The 19,190-nt window shown below is 63.0% G+C and carries 12 protein-coding genes; all 12 read left to right on the top strand.

All coding sequences use genetic code 11. The features are described from left to right. Window positions 1–27: 27 nt before the first annotated feature. The 12 genes from HBO12_RS12650 to HBO12_RS12705 all read left to right on the top strand — a co-directional run bounded on the left by HBO12_RS12650 (window position 28) and on the right by HBO12_RS12705 (window position 19,142). Complete coding sequence (locus tag HBO12_RS12650) at window positions 28–9,060, top strand: hemagglutinin repeat-containing protein (RefSeq protein WP_170042297.1); 9,033 nt, start codon at window positions 28–30, stop codon at window positions 9,058–9,060. Continuing rightward, window positions 9,057–9,923, top strand: a complete 867-nt coding sequence (locus tag HBO12_RS12655; RefSeq protein WP_170042298.1) for a PoNe immunity protein domain-containing protein — start codon at window positions 9,057–9,059, stop codon at window positions 9,921–9,923. The genes HBO12_RS12650 and HBO12_RS12655 overlap by 4 nt, the downstream gene beginning before the upstream one ends. Beyond that, window positions 9,920–10,201 carry a hypothetical protein gene (locus HBO12_RS12660; RefSeq protein ID WP_169953974.1) on the top strand — a complete coding sequence of 94 codons (282 nt, stop codon included), beginning with the start codon at window positions 9,920–9,922 and terminating at the stop codon, window positions 10,199–10,201. Before HBO12_RS12655 ends, HBO12_RS12660 begins: the two co-directional genes overlap by 4 nt. A gap of 46 nt (window positions 10,202–10,247) precedes the next feature. Beyond that, window positions 10,248–10,814 (top strand): hypothetical protein, encoded by a 567-nt coding sequence (locus HBO12_RS12665; RefSeq protein WP_170042299.1) that lies wholly within the window; start codon window positions 10,248–10,250, stop codon window positions 10,812–10,814. 61 nt (window positions 10,815–10,875) lie between these two features. Beyond that, complete coding sequence (locus HBO12_RS12670) at window positions 10,876–13,446, top strand: autotransporter family protein (protein WP_170042300.1); 2,571 nt, start codon at window positions 10,876–10,878, stop codon at window positions 13,444–13,446. A 200-nt stretch (window positions 13,447–13,646) separates the two neighbouring features. Next, the gene (locus HBO12_RS12675; RefSeq protein ID WP_169953971.1) at window positions 13,647–14,228 is read left to right on the top strand and encodes a hypothetical protein; all 582 of its coding nucleotides are present in this window, start codon (window positions 13,647–13,649) and stop codon (window positions 14,226–14,228) included. 30 nt (window positions 14,229–14,258) lie between these two features. Further along, window positions 14,259–14,942, top strand: coding sequence for a CsgG/HfaB family protein (locus HBO12_RS12680; protein WP_169953970.1), 684 nt, complete (start codon window positions 14,259–14,261; stop codon window positions 14,940–14,942). 29 nt (window positions 14,943–14,971) lie between these two features. Then, the gene (locus HBO12_RS12685) at window positions 14,972–15,334 is read left to right on the top strand and encodes a DUF4810 domain-containing protein (RefSeq protein WP_169953969.1); all 363 of its coding nucleotides are present in this window, start codon (window positions 14,972–14,974) and stop codon (window positions 15,332–15,334) included. After that, entirely contained in the window at window positions 15,331–15,981 is a 651-nt protein-coding gene (locus tag HBO12_RS12690) for a DUF799 domain-containing protein (protein WP_169953968.1), read from the top strand. Before HBO12_RS12685 ends, HBO12_RS12690 begins: the two co-directional genes overlap by 4 nt. A gap of 202 nt (window positions 15,982–16,183) precedes the next feature. Beyond that, window positions 16,184–17,815 (top strand): VWA domain-containing protein, encoded by a 1,632-nt coding sequence (locus HBO12_RS12695; protein ID WP_170042301.1) that lies wholly within the window; start codon window positions 16,184–16,186, stop codon window positions 17,813–17,815. A 155-nt stretch (window positions 17,816–17,970) separates the two neighbouring features. Next, a complete protein-coding gene (locus HBO12_RS12700) occupies window positions 17,971–18,543 on the top strand; it encodes an RNA polymerase sigma factor (RefSeq protein ID WP_170042302.1) in 573 nt (190 codons plus the stop codon). Continuing rightward, entirely contained in the window at window positions 18,540–19,142 is a 603-nt protein-coding gene (locus tag HBO12_RS12705) for a hypothetical protein (protein ID WP_170042303.1), read from the top strand. The genes HBO12_RS12700 and HBO12_RS12705 overlap by 4 nt, the downstream gene beginning before the upstream one ends. The last annotated feature ends 48 nt before the right edge of the window (window positions 19,143–19,190 follow it).

Here is a 19,190-nt window from a genome sequence, read left to right on the forward strand (position 1 = left end):
AACGCCTAGCCGCATCGAGAATTTGACATGGATGTCCGCCAGTTTGCCTTCCTTGCCCGCCTGCCTTCTTCAGCCATGAAGCGCCGTGATGCGTTCTGCGGCCTGCCCAAGCGCGGCCTGGTGCTGATCCTGGCCAACGCGCTGTTCTGGCAGCCGCTGCTGGCCCAGGCCGACGGCATTGTGGTCAGCGGCCCCGGCACGACGGTGGGCGCGGCGGGCAATGGCGTACCGGTGGTGAACATCGCCACGCCCAACGGCAGCGGCCTGTCCCACAACCAGTTCAAGGACTACAACGTCGGCCCCAATGGCGTGATCCTCAACAACGCCGGCGGCCCGTTGCAGTCCACCCAACTGGGCGGGATTATCGTCGGCAACCCCAACCTCAAGGGTGGCTCGGCGAATGTCATCCTCAACGAAGTCAACGGCGGCAGCGCCAGCCAGTTGCGCGGCTACACCGAAGTGGCGGGGCAGTCGGCCAAGGTCATCGTCGCCAACCCCTATGGCGTGACCTGCAACGGCTGCGGCTTTATCAACACCCCCAACGTCACCTTGACCACCGGCAAACCGATCCTCGATAACGGCCGCCTGGACCGCTACCAGGTCGATGGCGGCGCGGTGACCATCGACGGCCAGGGCTTGAACGCGAGCAATGTCGACCGCTTCGAAATCATCACTCGCACGGCCAAGATCAACGCGCAGATCAATGCGCGCAACCTGACCGTGATTGCCGGGCGCAACGACGTCAATGCACAGACCTTGAATGCCACCGCACGCGCCGACGATGGCAGCGCCAAGCCGGAGCTTGCGATTGACTCCTCGGCCCTGGGCGGCATGTACGCCGGCGCGATCAAGCTGGTGGGCACCGAGGCCGGTGTCGGGGTAAAACTGGACGGCACATTGGCGGCCAGCGCCGGCGATATCCAGCTCGATGCCAATGGGCACCTGAGCATGGCGCAGGCGGCGGCCAGTGGCGCGATCGACGTCAAGGCGGCGAGCCTCGATGCCCAGGGCCCGGCCTACGCCGGCACCGCCCTGACGGTGAAAACCAGCGGCGACCTGAGCACCCAGAAAAGCCTCGCGGCCCGCGACACGGTGCGCCTGAGCAGCGGCGGCAAGTTGACCAACAACGGCGTTATCGAAGCCGGCGTGAATGCCGATAACACCCGCACCACCACCGGCGATGTCAGCCTCGATGCCCGCGATATTCGCAATAACGCCAGTGTGGTTGCCAGCCGCAGCGCTACCGTCAAGGCCAGCCAGACCCTGGATAACCAGGGCGGCGTCATCAGTGCCAGAAAGGCCCTGGACGTCACCGCCAGCACTGTGGATAACCGCAACAAAGGCCGCCTGCTGACCAGCGGCAGCACCCAGTTGACCGCTGCTGCGCTGCACAACAGCCAGGGCGAAATCATCAGCGATGGCGCGTTGCAGGCCAATGTCGCGCAGGTCAATAACCAGGGCGGCGTGGTGGTCAGCCACGACACCCTCAGCGTGACCGGCGACAGCCTGGATAACAGCAACAAAGGCGTGATCTCCAGCGCCGCAGCCCAAACCTTGACCCTCAGCGGCGCACTCAACAACAGCCAGGGCGGCGCCATCGACAGCGCCGGCGCATTCACCCTGCGCGGCAACAGCCTGGATAACAGCGCCGGCAGCCTGACCGGCAACGGCGCGCTGACCCTCGACCTGCTGGCCGACCTGATCAACCGCAACGGCAAGCTCGCCAGCGCCGGCCCGCTGTCGATCGAGCGCGTTGCAGCCCTCGACAACCAGGGCGGCAAACTCACCAGCCAAACCCTGCTGACGGTATTGGCGGCCAGCGTGGACAACCGCAACAGCGGCACCCTGGCGGCAAACGCCGGGCTGACCCTAAACGCCAGCGGCCTGCTGCAAAACGACAACGATGGCCTGATCCACAGTGAAAACGCCGGCCTCAACCTCACCGTCGGCAGCCTGAACAACGCCGGGGGTAAGCTCTCGGCCAAGGCGGGCGATGCACTGATCAACGCCGGTGTTTTCAACAATGGCAACGGCGGTGTATTCGCCGGCCAGCGCGTGCGCCTCAGCGGCGGCAGCGTCGATAACGCTGGGCAGATCGCCGGTCAGCAAGTCGACCTCAGCCTGCTGGGTGCCCTCAACAACCGTGGCCTGATCGAAAGTGCCAGCACCCTGGACATCACCGCCGCCAGCCTGAGCAACCAGGGCGGGCAATTGCGTGCCCTGGGTACCAGCGGCAAAAGTCGCGTGGCGATTGGCGGTGTGCTGGATAACAGCGGCGGCAAGCTGGAAGCGGCCAATGCCGACTTGAGCCTGGCCGCCGGCACGTTCCAGAACCAGGGCGGCAGCGTGTTGCATGTGGGTACCGGGGTGTTTGATATCGCCGGGATCAACCTCGATAACGTCGGCGGCAGCCTGGTGACCCAGGGCGACCTGAGCCTGGACAAAACCAACTGGACCAACAGCAGCCTGATCCAGGCCGGCAATCTCACGGTCAATGTCGATAATCTTGAGCAAACCAGCAGCGGCCAACTGCTCGCGGCCAACCGCATCAAGGGCGCCGGCCAGAACTGGTCCACCCAGGGCGTGATCGCCAGTAACGGCAGCCTTGAGCTGAACCTGGGCGGGACCCTCAACAACACCGGCCGCCTGACCGGCGCCACGGATTTCAGCCTGGCCAGTGCCGCGCTGAACAACCTCGGTACCCTGGGCAGCGGCCGCGCCATGACCCTGACCACTGGCAGCCTGCTCAACCAGAATGGCCTGCTGTTCAGCGGCGGTGATATGAGCCTGCGGGTCGAGCGCCTGAAAAACCTCGGCGCCGATATCTACGCCATGGGCAACCTGAGCATCGACCGCGACGGCAAGGGCGCGTTCGCCACCAGCATCATCAACAGCTCGTCGAGCATCCAGAGTGACGGCAACCTGAGCCTGGCCGCCGGCACCATCCAGAATATCCGCACGGTGCTGACCAGCGAATCGGGGATCTATAGCGCCTCGATCAGCCCGGTGCAGTGCATTGAAAACGTCAACGGCGGTGACTGCGAAGGCGGCAAGGAAAACCGTCCGTTCCTGATTGCCCAGCGGGAGCGCCTGAGGGTTACCGACGCCAGTGCGGCTTCCAGCATTACCTCCGGCGCCAACCTGCTGCTGGTCGGCGGCGATGTGCTCAACAGCAGCAGTAGCATCGCTGCAGCCGGCAGCCTGACGGCGCGGGTCAACCAGTTGACCAACCTCGGCCTGGAAACCCACGACACCCTGACCGAGCGCGTGTTTTCTTCCGAGCGCACCCGTGATCCGTCGGGCTACAACCAGACCGCCGCGCAATTTACCCAGCGCTATTCCATCGGTGGCGCGGCCTACAACCCCAACAACCTGGGCGGCCTGGAAGCGGCCATGGCGTTCTTTATCGGCGCTATGGAGCGCCAGTGGGGCGAGACCAAAACCACTCAGTTGGCGGCTGCGGACCAGCGCTACGCAGCGGTGATCCAGGCTGGCGGCGCGGTGAACATCCAGGCCCAGGCCGGTATCGATAACAGCGTGGTGCGCGGCGGCTACACCTACGTGGGCAGCGGCGCGAAGACCGACACCAACGCTCCCGGCTTCTCCACCCAAGTGAAGCTCAACGGGCAATTGCCACCGGATGTCGCCCAGCAACAAGTCAACCCGCTGGGCCTGCCGGGCTTCAGCTTGCCCACCGGGCAGAACGGCCTGTTCCACTTCAGCGATGGCAGTGGCGTGCAGGGCCTGCCCAACAGCCAGTTTGCCGATAAGCCGCAAAAATACCTGATCGAGACCAACGCGCAGCTGACCAACATGGCGCAGTTCATGAGCTCGGATTACATGCTGGCCAAGCTGGGCTACGACCCCGACGCCAGCCAGAAGCGCCTGGGCGACGGTTTCTACGAGCAGCGCCTGATCCAGCAAGCCGTGGTCGCCCGTACCGGCCAGCGCTTCATCGACGGCCAGACCAGCGACGCCGGGGTGTTCAAGTACCTGATGGACAATGCGGTCGGCGCCCGCCAGCAACTGAACCTGGCCGTGGGCGTGAGCCTCACCGCCGAACAGGTCGCGGCCCTGACCCACGATATCGTGTGGCTGGAAAACGCCACCGTCGCCGGCCAGCAAGTGCTGGTGCCCGTGTTGTACCTGGCCCAGGCCAGCAATCGCCTGGCCCCCAATGGCGCGCTGATTTCCGGCAGCGACCTGAACCTGATGACCGGCGCCAACCTCAATAACGTCGGCACGCTGCGCGCCACCAGCAACCTGGGCGCCAATGTGGGCGGCGACCTGAACAATAGCGGGCTGATGGAGACCGGCAACCGCCTCGACCTGCTGACCGGCAAGAACCTCAACAACCGTGCCGGCGGCATCATTGCCGGGCAGCAGGTCAACCTGGTGGCCGGTGCCGACCTGCTCAACGAGCGCAGCGTCACCACCCACCAGAGCGCCAGCGACTACCGCATCGAGCGCAGCGACTTTATCGACAACGCTGCGCGCATCGAGTCGGCCAGCACCCTGGCGATGCAGGCCGGGCGCGATATCAACAGTGTCGGCGGCGCGCTCAAGAGTGGCGGCGACACCACCGCCCAGGCGGTGCGCGACGTGAATATCGTCGCGGCGCAAACCCTGGACAACGGCGCCATTGGCAGCCGTTCGCGCCACGAGATCATCACCCAGCAAGGCTCGGTGGTTGAAGCCGGGCGGGACTTCCATGTGGTCGCCGGGCGGGATGTGAGCGCGGTGGGCAGCCAGATCGAAGCCAAGCGCGACCTGAGCGTGGGCGGCGTGCGCAATGTGAACCTGGCGGCGGCGGCCAACGAGCAGCATTCGGCGTACAACTCGAAAAAGGTCAAGAGCATCGAGGACCATGTGAGCCAGGTCTCCACCGTGCTCAAGGCCGGTGGCAACGTGACCTTGAATGCGGGCGAAGATTTGCTGTTGCTCGCCAGTAACGTCAGCGCCGGCAACGAAGCGTACCTGGTGGCCGGCAAGAACCTGGCCCTCAAGGCTGCCGAAGATCAGGACTACAGCTTCTACAGCAAGACCAAGAAAAGCTCGTCCGGGAAAAAATTCCGCCTCGATGAAACCGACACCGTCAACAACGTGGGCAGCAGCGTCAATTCCGGCGGCAACAGCACCCTGGTAGCCGGTGAGAACCTGCTGCTGGCGGGCAGCAGCGTGGCCGCCGACAAAGGCGCGGCAAAACTGGTGGCGGGCAAGGATGTGCAAATCGTCGCGGTCACCGACGCCGAAAGTGCCCGGCATGAGCGCAAAGAAAGCAAAAGCAGTTGGGGCGGGCTGAAGTCGAGCAAGGTCCAGGACAAGGTTGACGAGAAACGCACCATGGCCGTGGGCAGCATGGTTTCGGGCGAGACGGTCAGCGTGGTAGCGGGGCAGGATGCGACAGTGACCGGCTCGGCACTGGTCAGCACCGGCGATCTGGCTGTGCAGGCGGGGCGCGACCTGACGATTGATGCGGCGCAGAACACCTTCTCGCGCACCGATATGCACAAGGAAAAAAATCGCGACCTGACCGGCGTGTTGACCGGCAATAAGCTGGGCCTGGACGACATCACCGGCAATCAACACCTGTCGATCAGCAGCAGCAAACACAACGGCACCGCCCAGGAAACCACCCTGACCGGCAGCACCATTGGCTCCAGCGAAGGCAATGTTTCGTTGATTGCCGGGCGTGAGTTGAATGTGGTCGCCAGTGACCTGGTCAGCACCAAGAACATGGACCTCAGTGGCGCCAACGTGACCATCACCGCCGGCGCTGAAACCGCGCGGCAAACCACGCAAGACAGCTCCAGGAGCCTGGCCGTGGGCCGGGTGATTGGCGGTGCGGTGATCGACACCGCGCGCAGTATCCACGATGCCACCGAAGCGGCGAAGAACGCCGATGACCCGCGCCTCAAGGCGGTGAAAATCGCCCAGGCCGCCCTGGCGGCCTACAACCTGGGTGGCCAGGCCTCGGACGCCAACGGCCAGAGCGCCGGCTTCAAGAACAAGCAGGGCGGCTCACCCAGCAACGGTTCGTTGATCAAGATCGGCACCGAACTGGCCAATACCCGCAGCAAGGCCAGCAGTGAGTACAACAGCCTGACGGCGCGCCAGAGCACGCTCAATGCCGGGCAGGATCTGTCGATTGTCGCCACCGGCGAAGCGCCCGGCACCCAGGGCAATATCGAGATCACCGGCAGCAGCCTGAAAGCCGCCAACACCTTGTTGCTGGCCAAGAACAACGTGTTGCTGCAAAGCGCCCAGGACACCGTCGATCGCAAGAACGATGGCTCGACCAACAAGACTGCAATTGGCGCCAGCTTCAACATCGGCGAGCAGAACGGCTTCACCCTCGACCTCGGTGCACAGGGCGCGAAGAACAAGGGCAATGGCAACTCGGTAACCCAGGTCAACACCACCCTGGACACCGGCTCGCTGCTGCTCAAAAGCGGTGGCGACACCACCCTCGCCGGCGCCCAGGTGCGCGCTGACCGCATCCAGGCCGACATCGGCGGCAACCTCAACATCCTCTCGCGCCAGGACACCGAATCGTCGCGCAGCAAGCAGAGCAGCGCAGGCTTTGGCGCGAGTATCTGCATCCCACCGTTCTGCTACGGCTCCACTGTGGCCGGTTCGGCCAGCATCGCAGCGGCCAAGATGAACAGCGACTACCAGGCCGTGACCGACCAGACCGGCCTGTTTGCGGGCACCGGTGGCTACGACATCAATGTCGGCAAGACCACCACCTTGCAGGGCGGGGTGATTGCCAGCGAAGCGGCGGCAGTGAAGAACCGCTTGAGCACCGATCGCCTGATCGTCAGCGATATCAAGAACACCAGTGAGATCCAGAGCCAGTCGGCGGGGCTCTCCGCTTCGTTCAGCAGCAGCGGTGGCACCTCGCCGGGTGGCAGCATTCCGGTGGCGCTCAAGGAAGACGAGCGCAGCCACACCCGCAGTGCGGTCAGCGACGGCACGATTGAGGTCCGCAACCCTGAGGGCGCCAATGACCTGGTGGGGCTCAATCGCGACACTGCCAACGCCAACCAGAGGCTCGACCGTCCAGACGAAAAGGCCATGCGGGAGCGCATCGACCTGATCCAAAGCTCGGCGCAATTGGCCAGTGGGGTGATCAGTACGGTGGCCAAAGCCAAGGCCGATGAAGCGAAGAAGCTTGGGCAGGAGGCAAAAGACCAGGCCAGCGCGGGCTCGCCAACGGCGGGTGCCGCGGCCCAGGCGTACGAGGCGGCGAATGCCGAGGCGCTGCGCTGGCAGGTGGGTGGCGACAAGAAACTGATGGCCGATATTGCATCCGGGCTGATTGCGGCCGGGCTGGGCGGCGCTACCGGCGGCACGGCGGTAGGGATCGTGGCTAATACATCGGCCAGCGATATCTTCAATAAAATCGGCAGTTTTGCCGACGAGCAGAAAAACCGCAAAGACATCGACAGCGCGACCAAGGCTGCCTGGGCCGAAGGCGGCGCCGCGCGCGTTATGTTGCACGCATTGGCGGGAGCCGCGTTGGGGCTTTCCAGCGGCAATGTGCAGAGCGGCGCATTGGGTGCAGGGGCCTCGGCGGCGCTGATGCCCTCGATTCTGCAAGCGCTGGAAGACAGTGGCATGAAAGAGGCCGACCGTAAGGCCGTGGCTACGCTGATTGCCTCCGGCGTGGGTACGGCGGTCGGTTCCGGGCATGGCACCGGCGGCGCCATTGTTGCCGGTGGCACTGCGGCCAGCGTGGACCGGTACAACCGCCAGTTGCACCCGGACGAGATCAAGTTCGCCTCCGACAAGGAGCGCGTCGATCGCTATGCACAAGCGCAGGGCATCACCGAAGAGCAAGCACGCATAGAGCTGCTGCGAACGGCGGCGGCGATGGTCGATCGCGGCTGGAACACCGTGCTGGGTGTCGAGGATGGCAACACCACGACGGCGGCCAGTTTCCTGCGCAGCGAGCTTTCGCAGTCCAAAAGCGCCGACCTGTTCCAGGTCAGCCTGGCCGATTACAACAATGAGCGTTTGGGCCTGTCGCGCCTGATGAAAGACCGGAACTCGGTTGAGAACCTGGTCAAGTACATCGAACTGGTCGACCCCTACAAGTACCTGCACGATCCGAAAAACATGGCCGAAATTCTCAATGCCAAAGGCCAGGGCAGTGCCGAGGGTATTGCCAATGCCGTAGAGGATCTGGCCAGTTTCGGTTCCAAGACGGCGCTTTGGGCGATGAGTACCGTCAATTGCCCAAGCTGTGGCGGTCGGCAGTTTATCGCGGCGGTAGAGGCGGTGCAGAGCTTGCCCGAAGAGCTGAGGCTCAAGGGCTACCTGGACACCCTGCATATCATGCAGGGCTATGGCGCCGACGTGCTGCGCCAGAACGAGATGATCGCCACCTCTACTGGCGTGGGCCTCGGCCTGGGCGGCGCGGGTGTCGGTAGTGCTGGCGCGACGACCACCCGCCTGACCGGCGAGCTGGCCGGGGCTGTGGGCAAGCGCTTCACCGGTATCATCAACGAAGCGGCCGAGCAGGCACTGCTCAAGAGTGGCGGTAGATTCGGACCTGATGGCAAGCCGCTGATGGATCTGTCGGTGCTGACCCGTGAGCAGAAAAGTGTCATGGGCGATTTACTTGGAGGTCGCTCGGTGCAGCAAATTGTTCCTGACGGGCAGAAGCTGGCGCGAGTACCGGGGACCGGTGAAACGGGTATTGACGATCTGTACAAGGTCGATCGTCCGGATGTCGACTTCCTTGTCATTGAATACAAGTTTTTGAGTGATAACAGGAAGTCCGGTTCCTCGGCGCTGGGCAAGCCTACAGATGGCAAGCAAGGTTCCGCCTCGTGGATACTCGGAGGCGATCGCCTGGAGCGTTCGGTTGGCGCAGATCAGAGCCGGGATGTGCGGCTCGCGGTGGACGCGAACCGTACTGAAACGTGGGTGGTGAGAACCCGGCCAGATGGCGACACGGAAATTGAAGTGCTTGATGCGCGTGGCAAAGCCAAAAATGTTGATACGTCGAAAATTCTCCCGCCCAAGAAAAACTTCGATGAGGGTTATCCATGATTCGTGCACCCCTGGGGGATAAGCCGTATTGGGACGATCGCGAAGCCAAGGATCGGCAATGGGTTGAGCGCGTCAGTGAAATTCTCTCGCAACCTTCGGCCAACCCCCTGTACAGAGCGCAATTTACGTTCGACTTTGCCAAAGATAATGTGCGTGCGGCCATTCGGGTCTATTCAAGTGGTGGCAATGTTGCAGAGATGGCTACCTACCTTCCCGCCGCGATAGACGCATGGGAGCTTTCAAATCGAGAGTCCGACAGCGTGTGTGCTGAGAATAATCTCCAGACCTGCCGTGACTGGACTTTCGAGTTGGCGGACCTGAACCACTACATCTGGTGTTTCTGGTTGGTAAGCCTGGCGCTGGCGCTGGAGATTCCCGACGACCAGTGGCGTCGCCTCGTCGCCTTGATCGGCGAAGGTGGGCAGGACGTTCTGCTGGATCGAATCATTGCATCCCGCCAGCCAGGGCGTGTGATCGGTGAACAGCTACTGCACGCCAAACCTTATGCAAGGCTGCTCAAGGCCATCGATGCGCCCCAGGACCAGCAGGCCTCGCTGTTGCGGGCGTTCGTGGAACATTGGTACCCGGAGCTGAACCGACGCGGTAAACAGCAACCCTGGTGGTATATCTATGGCGACCCGGTAAAACATCCCCTTGAAATGGGTAGTTACTTTGGCCGCTGGTGCTTTGAGGCGGTTGCCGCAGTCAAGGCATTCGGGCTGGATGACAGCGCTTGTCTGGGGCATGAGCATTACCCCGGCGACTTGCTCCATCCCAGTGAAGACGTTGTTCCCGCCCCAGCCCCTGCCCGCGTAGAAAAAACCGGCTGGCTGGCGCGGTTGTTTGGGCGCTCAGATGAATGAGCCGTCACTTGTACAAGTACCGGCATGGCATTGGCGTGGCTTTACTGCTGGCAGCGTTATTGAACGGTTTCTTGCGATTTGACGGCAGCTGGCAGCGTTTTTTCATCATGGTGTTGGTGCAGCTGTGGTTTGGCCAGGCGGTCTACAACTATGCGCGTGGCGCCCGGGTAGCCATCGCGCCGGGTGGCATGAGCAAGGATGCCGACCCAAAGTGGCGCGCGGCCTTGGCTGGCTTCGCCCTGTTTTTATATGGGGGCGTGTTCTTTTTGAGTTTTTGACTCTTGCAGGGCAACCCCAGCCCTTTATTGCCACGGAAGACCCTTTATGAAAAAAGTTGCCTTTATCCTCGCGGCCCTGGCCCTTGCGGGCTGCCACTCCACTGCCCGCGACTCGTCGCCCAGCCTGTTGAAAGATGGTGTGCAGTTGCAGCAGAACAAGGTCGTGGCGGACGCCGAACACGCCAAGGTGATCATGCGCGCCACCGGTTTTACCTACCCGGTGCAGTTCTCCGTGCGCCGTGGCGGCGATGCCGATCAGCGCCCGGAGATCCTCGGCACGGTGGTGGATTCGGGCCGGGGCAAGGTGTTCGGCTGGATCGCCAAGATGAGCGAGGTGGCCAACAGCGCCGCGGTCAAGCGCTTCCCACAGTTGGAAGTGCTGGCCGATCCGGGGCAGACGATCGAGGTATTGGGCGAGTCGCGGGTCTATGACTCGAACTACTACCGCTACGCCGAAAAAATTGTCTACGCCTGCGGCCCGATGACCTCGGCGTTCAAGCCGCAAAAGCAAAAGGTTTACCTGGTGGAATTCGTGATCGTCGGCGCCGGCTGTGAGCAGCATGCCTATGACATCACCGACCCCGCACAACGCGTTGCCGTCCCCGCGTCCTGAATCATGCACCCTACAACCGCCGGGCACATTGGCGGTGTTGTCGTAGTAAATGGAGTTTCAAATGAAGCGCAAGCAGTTCCAGAAAACCCTGTTGGCCATGATGGTCAGCGCCGTTGCCGCACAAGCCAGTGCGGTGGAGTTTGACGTCAGCACAGGGCAGAACGTCTGGGCCTCCCAGACGTTCAACGAGCCCGTGACCCTGGTGGGCGCGCGCAATGTCGTATCGACCCAGCCCAGTGCCGATGGTGTGAATGTGTCCCTGACCAATATCCAGGGCACGCTGCGTAACAACGCCAACCTCACCCTGGATGCCGGCGGCCAGGCCGTGCGTGGCCTGATCGTCGATGGGGCGCTGGATCAAATGCTCACCACCACCGGCAGCCAAATCAGCGGCGATATCGTCCAGGCTGGCAATATCCACCTGAGCAACACCATCTGGGCCGAAGGCTTTGAAGTGGGCGCCAGCAACGTGGGCGGCAGCATCATCAACTCGGGCAACATCACCCTGGTCGAGGTCCCTGGTTCGGGCGATGAATCCGACGCCGAGGGTATCTACCTCAACGGCACCACCGTGGCGGGCGACGTGGTCAACAGCGGTGTGGTGGATATCACGTCCTACTACGGCTACGGCCTGATTCTCGATACCCACAACAACATGCCAGTGACCATCGGCGGCAAGCTGCTCAATTCCGGGACCATTCGCGTGACCGGTGAAGAGGCCCTGGGGATCGAGATCGAAACCGATACCAACCCCCTGCGTATCGAAAACAGCGGCCTGGTTTCCGTCAACGGCGGGCAGGCGATCGCCGTGCAGCTCGATGCGGGCACCTACGATTACCTGCTCAACACCGGCACCATCGAAGCCAGCGGCAGCAACGCCATGGCCTTCAACGTGCAAGGCGCGACCTTCAACACCACCTCGCCGAGCGGTGAGCGCGGCTTGATCAACCGTGGCGTGATCAGCGCCGACGCGACCGCGATCAAGGTCAACCCGCGATTCCAATTGACGCCCTTGGAGATCAACCAGCAAGCCGGGGAAATCCGCAGCAACTCCGGCACGGCCATCGACGGGGGCAACCTGGCGAGCCTGAACTGGAGCGGCGGCAAAATCGTCGGTGATGTGCTGGGTGTCACGGCAGTGAACATCAACGGCCAGGCCGATTTTACCGGTGCGCGCATTGGCAGCCCGGTATCGGTCAACGCGGGTTCGTTGAACCTGTCTGGCGCCGGCACCACGATCACTGGCGACCTGAATGTGGCCAGCGGCGCCGGGGTTGATATGCGCCTGTCCAACAGCGTGGTGCCGACCACCCCGTACCTGACGGTCAGCGGCGCCGCGAATTTTGCCCAGGGTTCCAACGTGACCTTGAGCGCCAAGCCCGGTGATTTCACCGCAGCGCCCAGCGGCACCGAATACACCCTGCTGCAAGCCGGCAGCGTGCAGAACAACGGCCTGACGGTCGCCAGCAGCTCGTCGCTGCTCGATGTGCTCAGCTACTCGGCCGATGCGCAGACGGTCAAGGCCGTGGTGGGTCTGAAGCCAGACGAGCAGGTACAAACCGACCTCGGCGGCGTTGGGGCAACGACCTCGGCGGTCACTGCCGTGAACCTGTTGAAAAACGAAGTGCTGGGCCAACTGAGCCAGGACGACGCGGTGTTCCAGGCCGTGGCCAACGCTGGCAGCGCCCAGCAACTGGCGCAGCTTGGCGAACAGCTCAAGCCAGACGTGAACCGTGGCGCGTTGGACGTGGCCTTGTCCGGGCAGACCGTGATCAACGGCGCGATCCTCAACCGCCTGGCCGGCCAGCGCGATGGCAGCGAACGCGGCGGTGTGTGGGTGCAGGGCTTGAGCAGCAACATGGACCAGGACGGTCGCGGTGGCGACAACGGTTACTCGGCCAACAGCAGTGGCGTGGCAGTCGGCGTGGACGGGCGCTTGAACGACAGCACGCGGGTGGGTGTGGCGTACAGCTACCTCAACTCCAACATCCACTCGGACCTGGGCAACAAGACCGAAGTGCAGGGCAATGCGCTGTCGCTGTATGGCAACTGGTCGCTGCAGAACTGGTTTGTCGATGGCAGCCTGAGCTACGGCGTCAACGACAACGACAGCAAGCGCCACATCGCCGGCACCACGGCCAAGGGCAGCTACGACAGCCAGGCGTTGTCGGCCAGCGTGATCGGCGGCTACAGCTTCAAAGCGTCGGACAGCGTGCTGATCGAACCGCGTGTCGCGGCGCGTTACTCCAGCGTGCACATGGACAGCCTGCATGAGAAGGGCTCTTCGGCGGCGCTGAACACCGGTTCCCAGCGTTACGAAGTTGGTGAACTGGGCGCCGGCCTGCGCGTGGCGGGCAACCTGGCGCTGGGCGCCGGCACCCTGCAACCGGAAGCGACCTTGATGGCTTATCACGACCTGATGGGTGATCGCGTGGCGCAGACTTCCAGCTTTGTGAACGGTGGTTCGACGTTCAGCGTGACCGGTGCATCGGTCGCGCGTGACAGCTATGAAGCCAGCGTGGGCGTGAACTACCAGGTTTCGGCGTTCAGCGTCGGTGCCAGCTACACCCGCCAGGCCCGCAGCGGGTTTGATGCCGATGGCGTCATGCTCAAGGCCCGCTACGCCTTCTAAACCGTCCTGGTAGGAGCGAGCTGGTGTAGGAGCTGGCTTGCCTGCGATAGCATCCCTGCGGTGTGATTGAAACACCGCAGTGTCTGCATCGCAGGCAAGCCAGCTCCTACACAAGCCAGGCCCCACAAGTGCGAAACAACTTGAGAACCGCTCTCAACCCCGTAAAATGCCGCAGCACTTAATCAGGGACGAATTCGAAGATGCGCATTTTTGCTTTACTGCTGGCTCTGTCCTTCCTGGCCGGCTGTGCTTCCAAACCCCCGTACTACATCTCTCCAGCCCCTGTGACCATTCCCAAGACCGCCACCTTCTGGGTCGATACCTTCGACGTCAAAGTGGTGGGGCAGGGCCGGATTTTCATGTCGGACGCCAAAGTCCGCGAGCAGCTGGGCGTCGACCTGGTGGACCGCCTGCTCAAGGCCAAGCGCTACGCCAGCAGCAAGCAGACCGCTGACTACCTGCTGGACGTGGATATCGTCTACGTGCGCCATATCCTCGACTCCAAGGGCGGCATCACCAGCCTGGTGGTCGACGACAACACGATCCTGCAAAGCATCGATTTTGGCTACAAGGTCAAGGTCAGGAAAGCCGAGGCCGAGGTGCTGCATTTTGCCCAGGACCGGGATGGCCTGGTGCCCAACAACTGGGGCGGCCAGGTGCAGCAATGGAAGACCATTGGCGGGATCCTGACCAATGAAGGCAACGCCAACATCGAGCGCCATTTTACCGGTGGTTTGAGCAACTACATCGTGCGTGACCTGCGTGCCATACCTGCACGCTAACCCCCGGATTTCTTCACTTAGGAGCACCCTGTGAAAGCACTCTCAAACATCCTGCTGTCAGGCTTTGCCGGCGCAGCGCTGCTGGCGCTAGCCGGTTGTGCGGCGACCGAAACCTCCCGCGCACTGCCGATCGAAAAAGTCGCCAGCGCCAACGTTGCCTACTCCGGCGTACGCGTGCCGATTGCCGTGGGCAAGTTCGATAACCGCTCCAGCTACATGCGCGGGATCTTCTCCGATGGCGTGGACCGCCTCGGTGGCCAGGCCAAGACCATCCTGATCACCCACTTGCAGCAGACCAACCGCTTCAGCGTGCTGGACCGCGACAACATGGGCGAGATCTCCCAGGAAGCGAAGATCAAGGGCACCGCCCAGAACCTCAAGGGTGCTGACTACGTGGTGACCGGCGATGTGACCGAGTTCGGCCGCAAAGAGACCGGCGATCGCCAATTGTTCGGCATCCTCGGCCGTGGCAAGACCCAGGTGGCCTACGCCAAGATCAACCTGAATATCGTCAACATCAGCACCTCCGAAGTGGTGTATTCCACCCAGGGCGCCGGTGAGTACGCGCTGTCGAACCGCGAAGTCGTGGGCTTTGGCGGTACCGCCAGCTATGACTCCACCCTCAATGGCAAGGTCCTGGACCTGGCCATGCGCGAAGCGATCAATCGCCTGGTCGACGGCATCAACGCCGGCGCCTGGAACCCGCGCAACTGATTCAAGCGTTTTCAAGGAGCAGTACACGGATGAGCAAGGCAGTTAAGTTGGCGCTGATGCTGACAGCAACCGCGCTGGTTGCAGGGTGCCAGACGGCACCCAAGCCCCTGTATCAATGGGAAAGCTACCAGCCACAGGTTTACGAGTACTTCAAGGGTGAGCCCAAGGAAGCCCAGGTCGAAGCGCTGGAACGCGACCTGCAAAAGATCAACGCCAGTGGCCGCCAGGCCCCGCCGGGCTACCACGCCCATTTGGGCTTGCTGTACCTGAGCATGGGCAAGGATGACCAGATGGTGCAGCAGTTGCGCACCGAGAAGGCGCTGTTCCCCGAGTCCGCGGCCTACATGGACTTTTTGCTCAAGAACGCCAAGGCCCCAGAGGTGAAGCAATGAGCTTTTTGAAACTCACCGGCGCCTTGCTCGCCCTGGCCTTGCTGGGCGGTTGCGCGGCCCCCAAGACCGTCGATTATTCGGCCTACAAGCAGGCGCGGCCGAAGTCGATCCTGGTGCTGCCACCGATCAATGAATCCCCTGAAGTGCAGGCCTCCTACAGCCTGGTATCGCAGGTGACCTACCCATTGGCGGAAGCTGGCTACTACGTGATGCCGATTGCCCTGGTGGACGAAACCTTCCGCCAGAACGGCCTGACCACCGCCAACGATATCCAGGGCGTGGCGCCGGGCAAGCTGCATGAGATCTTCGGCGCAGACGCGGCGCTGTACATCACCGTCAGCGAGTACGGCACCAAGTACATGCTGGTCACCAGCGACACTTCCGTGACGGCCTCGGCCAAACTGGTCGACCTGCGTACCGGCACCACCCTGTGGACCGGCTCGGCACGGGCCTCCAGCGAGGAAGGCAACAACAACGGTGGCGGCCTGGTGGGCATGCTGATCACGGCGGCGGTCAAGCAGGTGATCAACAGCTCTACCGACGCGGCGCACCCGATCGCCGGTATCACCAGCGCGCGCCTGCTGTCGGCCGGGCAACGCACCGGGATCCTCTACGGCCCGCGTTCGCCCAAGTACGGCTCGGACTGATCTGGACCAGTCACTGCCGATCCAATGTGGGAGCGGGCTTGGCCGCGATAGCGGTAGGTCAGTCACCGTATGTATTGACTCGCCCACCGCTATCGCAGGCAAGCCCGCTCCCACATGGATTGAGTGACCAGACGCTAACCCGAATCCCGACGCCCCTACGTCTGACCTTGTGAACGCATCATTCACACACGAGGTTCAGCCCATGTCCCATCCTCTTCTCTTCCTGCGCCCCGCTGCCCAGGGCTTTGCCGTGACCTTGCTGGTGGCGCTCGCCGGGTGTGGGCTGTCATCCCGTGACGAGGCCAAGGCGCCCGAAGCGGTTGCTATCCCCGAACTGCAAAGCGCGCCGGTCCAGGCTCAGGCCGCCATGCTCAAAAGAATGGCGATGCCGGCACCGATGGCCATGCATGACGGCGTGGTGATGGAGTACCGCGCCGAGCCGCGTGAGCAGTATCAAAACCTGCCGGACAACCCGGTGCACAGCGTGGCCCAAACCCCGGTCTCGACCTTCAGCGTCGATGTCGACACGGGCAGTTACGCCAATGTCAGGCGTTTCCTCAACCAAGGCCAGCTGCCGCCCGAAGGCGCCGTGCGACTTGAGGAAATGGTCAATTACTTCCCCTACGACTATGCGCTGCCCACCGATGGCTCGCCTTTTGGCGTGACCACCGAAGTCGCCGCCACCCCCTGGAACCCCAGCACGCGTCTGCTGCGCATCGGCATCAAGGCGTCCGAGCGTGCCGTGGCCGAACTGGCGCCGGCCAACCTGGTGTTCCTGGTGGATGTTTCCGGCTCCATGGACCGTCGCGAAGGCCTGCCGCTGGTCAAAAGCACCCTCAAGCTGCTGGTGGACCAGCTGCGCGATCAGGACCGGGTGTCCCTGGTGGTGTATGCCGGCGAGTCGCGGGTGGTGCTCAAACCCACGTCCGGGCGTGACAAGGCAAAAATCCGCAACGCCATCGAGCAACTGACCGCCGGCGGCTCCACAGCGGGTGCATCGGGCATCGAGCTGGCCTATCAGATGGCTCGCGAAGGGTTTATCGATAAGGGTATCAACCGCATCCTGTTGGCCACTGACGGCGACTTCAACGTCGGCATCAGCGACTTCGACAGCCTCAAGCAGATGGCCGTGGACCAGCGCAAAAGCGGCGTGTCCCTGACCACCCTGGGGTTTGGCGTGGGCAACTACAACGAACACCTGATGGAACAACTGGCCGACGCGGGCGATGGCAACTACGCCTATATCGACAACCTGCGTGAAGCCCGCAAGGTGCTGGTGGAGCAACTCAGCTCGACCCTGGCCGTGGTGGCGCGGGATGTGAAACTGCAGGTGGAATTCAACCCGGCCCAAGTCAGCGAATATCGCCTGCTGGGCTATGAAAACCGGGCCTTGAAGCGTGAGGATTTCAGTAACGACAAGGTGGACGCCGGCGAGATCGGTGCCGGGCATACCGTGACGGCGCTGTATGAAATCGTACCCAAGGGTGCCAAAGGCTGGCTGGAACCGCTGCGCTATGCCCAGGCTACGCCTGTCGAGGGCAACGCCGCAGAACTGGCCATGCTGCGCGTACGCTACAAGCCGGCGGCGGGTGGCAGCAGCCGCCTGATCGAGCGCCCTATCAATAGCACTCAACACGCCGCCAGCGACGACCTGCGCTTTGCCGCCGCCGTGGCCGCCTTCGCCCAACAGCTCAAGGGTGATGGCCGCTACACTGGCAACATGAGCCTGAAGGACACCGCCACCCTGGCCCGTTCGGCGCGCGGCGATGATCCCTACGGCCTGCGTAATGAATTCGTACAGTTGCTGGAACTGGCCCAGAGCCTCAAACACTGATCTTGCCCACGATATAGCTCTAATGTGGGAGCTGGCTTGCCTGCGATAGCGGTGGGTCAGTGCCGCCCATAGTGCCTGACCCGCCGCCATCGCGGGCAAGCCCGGCTCCCACAGGTAATCTGCAGTGATCCATCGAAAGGAGTTCGCCACCCAACATGGCCGTATCAGATGACCCACCCAGCGACGAATCGCTGCTGGCCCGCTACCGCACCGGTGACGCCGCTGCGTTCGAGACCCTGTATGCCCGGCACCGCCAGGGCCTCTACCGGTTTCTGGTAGGCCTTTGCAACAAGGCCGAACTGGCCGAGGAAATCTACCAGGACACCTGGCTCAGCCTGATCCGCAGCAACACCCAGCCACAAGGCCGGGCGAGTTTTCGTACCTGGTTGTTCCAGATTGCCCGCAACCGCCTGATCGACCATTGGCGCAAGCACGGTATCCACAACCCCCTGCACGACAGCTACGACGAACAGCAGCACGCCCAACCCGACGACAGCGCGGGCCCGGAGCAGCAACTGAGCCTGAGTCGCGACCAGGGCCGTCTCGATGCCGCGTTGCAGGACTTGCCCGAGGACCAGCGCGAAGTGTTCATGCTGCGCCTGCACGGCGACCTGGAACTGCCGCAAATCGCCGCCCTGACCGGCAGCCCACTGGAAACGGTAAAAAGCCGCTTGCGTTACGCCCAGCAGAAACTGCGTCGACTGCTGGCCGAGGAGGTACCCGTATGACTGACTCCCGACACCCCCAGGACCCGACTGACGAAGGGCTGATCCAGCACTTTCGCCAACACAGCGCCAGCGAGCCGCCCGCGTCCCTCGACGCCTTCATCCTCGCCGCCGCCCGCCGCGAAGCCCCCACGCCACCGCCGAGCCTGTGGCAACGCTGGCTGCAAGCCTGCCAACGGCCACGCTGGCAGATGGCCTTTGCTACCGTAGCCGGGGTCGCGCTATTGATTGGCGTGGTGACGCGCTCGCCAGTGCCCGACCTCAACCTGCCCGAAGCCAGCCAATACGCCGCCGCGCCACCGCCGCAGGCACTCTCTGCGCCCGCCGCCCCAGCGCCCATGGCGCGTATGGCAATGGCGCCCCAGGCCGACAGCACGCCGGTCCAGGCCGAGATGGCAAGCGCCATGGCCGATGAGCCCGTGGCAAAAATGAGCAAACAGATGGCCGCCAAGCCCCAGTCCCTGGAGCAAGGGCTTGAGGAAATCGTGCGTCTGCGCCAGGCGGGTGAGAGCAGGGCGGCGGATGAGAAACTGCTGGCCTTGCACAAGCGTTTTCCCGAGGAAAACCTGCCGGCGCGGTTGGAGGCGTTGCAAAAGCGTTGAACCGCGCCCACAAAAAAGCCCCAGGTCTTGCGACCTGGGGCTTTTTTA

It is taken from the genome of Pseudomonas sp. WS 5059, from assembly GCF_012985525.1.
GTDB lineage: Bacteria > Pseudomonadota > Gammaproteobacteria > Pseudomonadales > Pseudomonadaceae > Aquipseudomonas.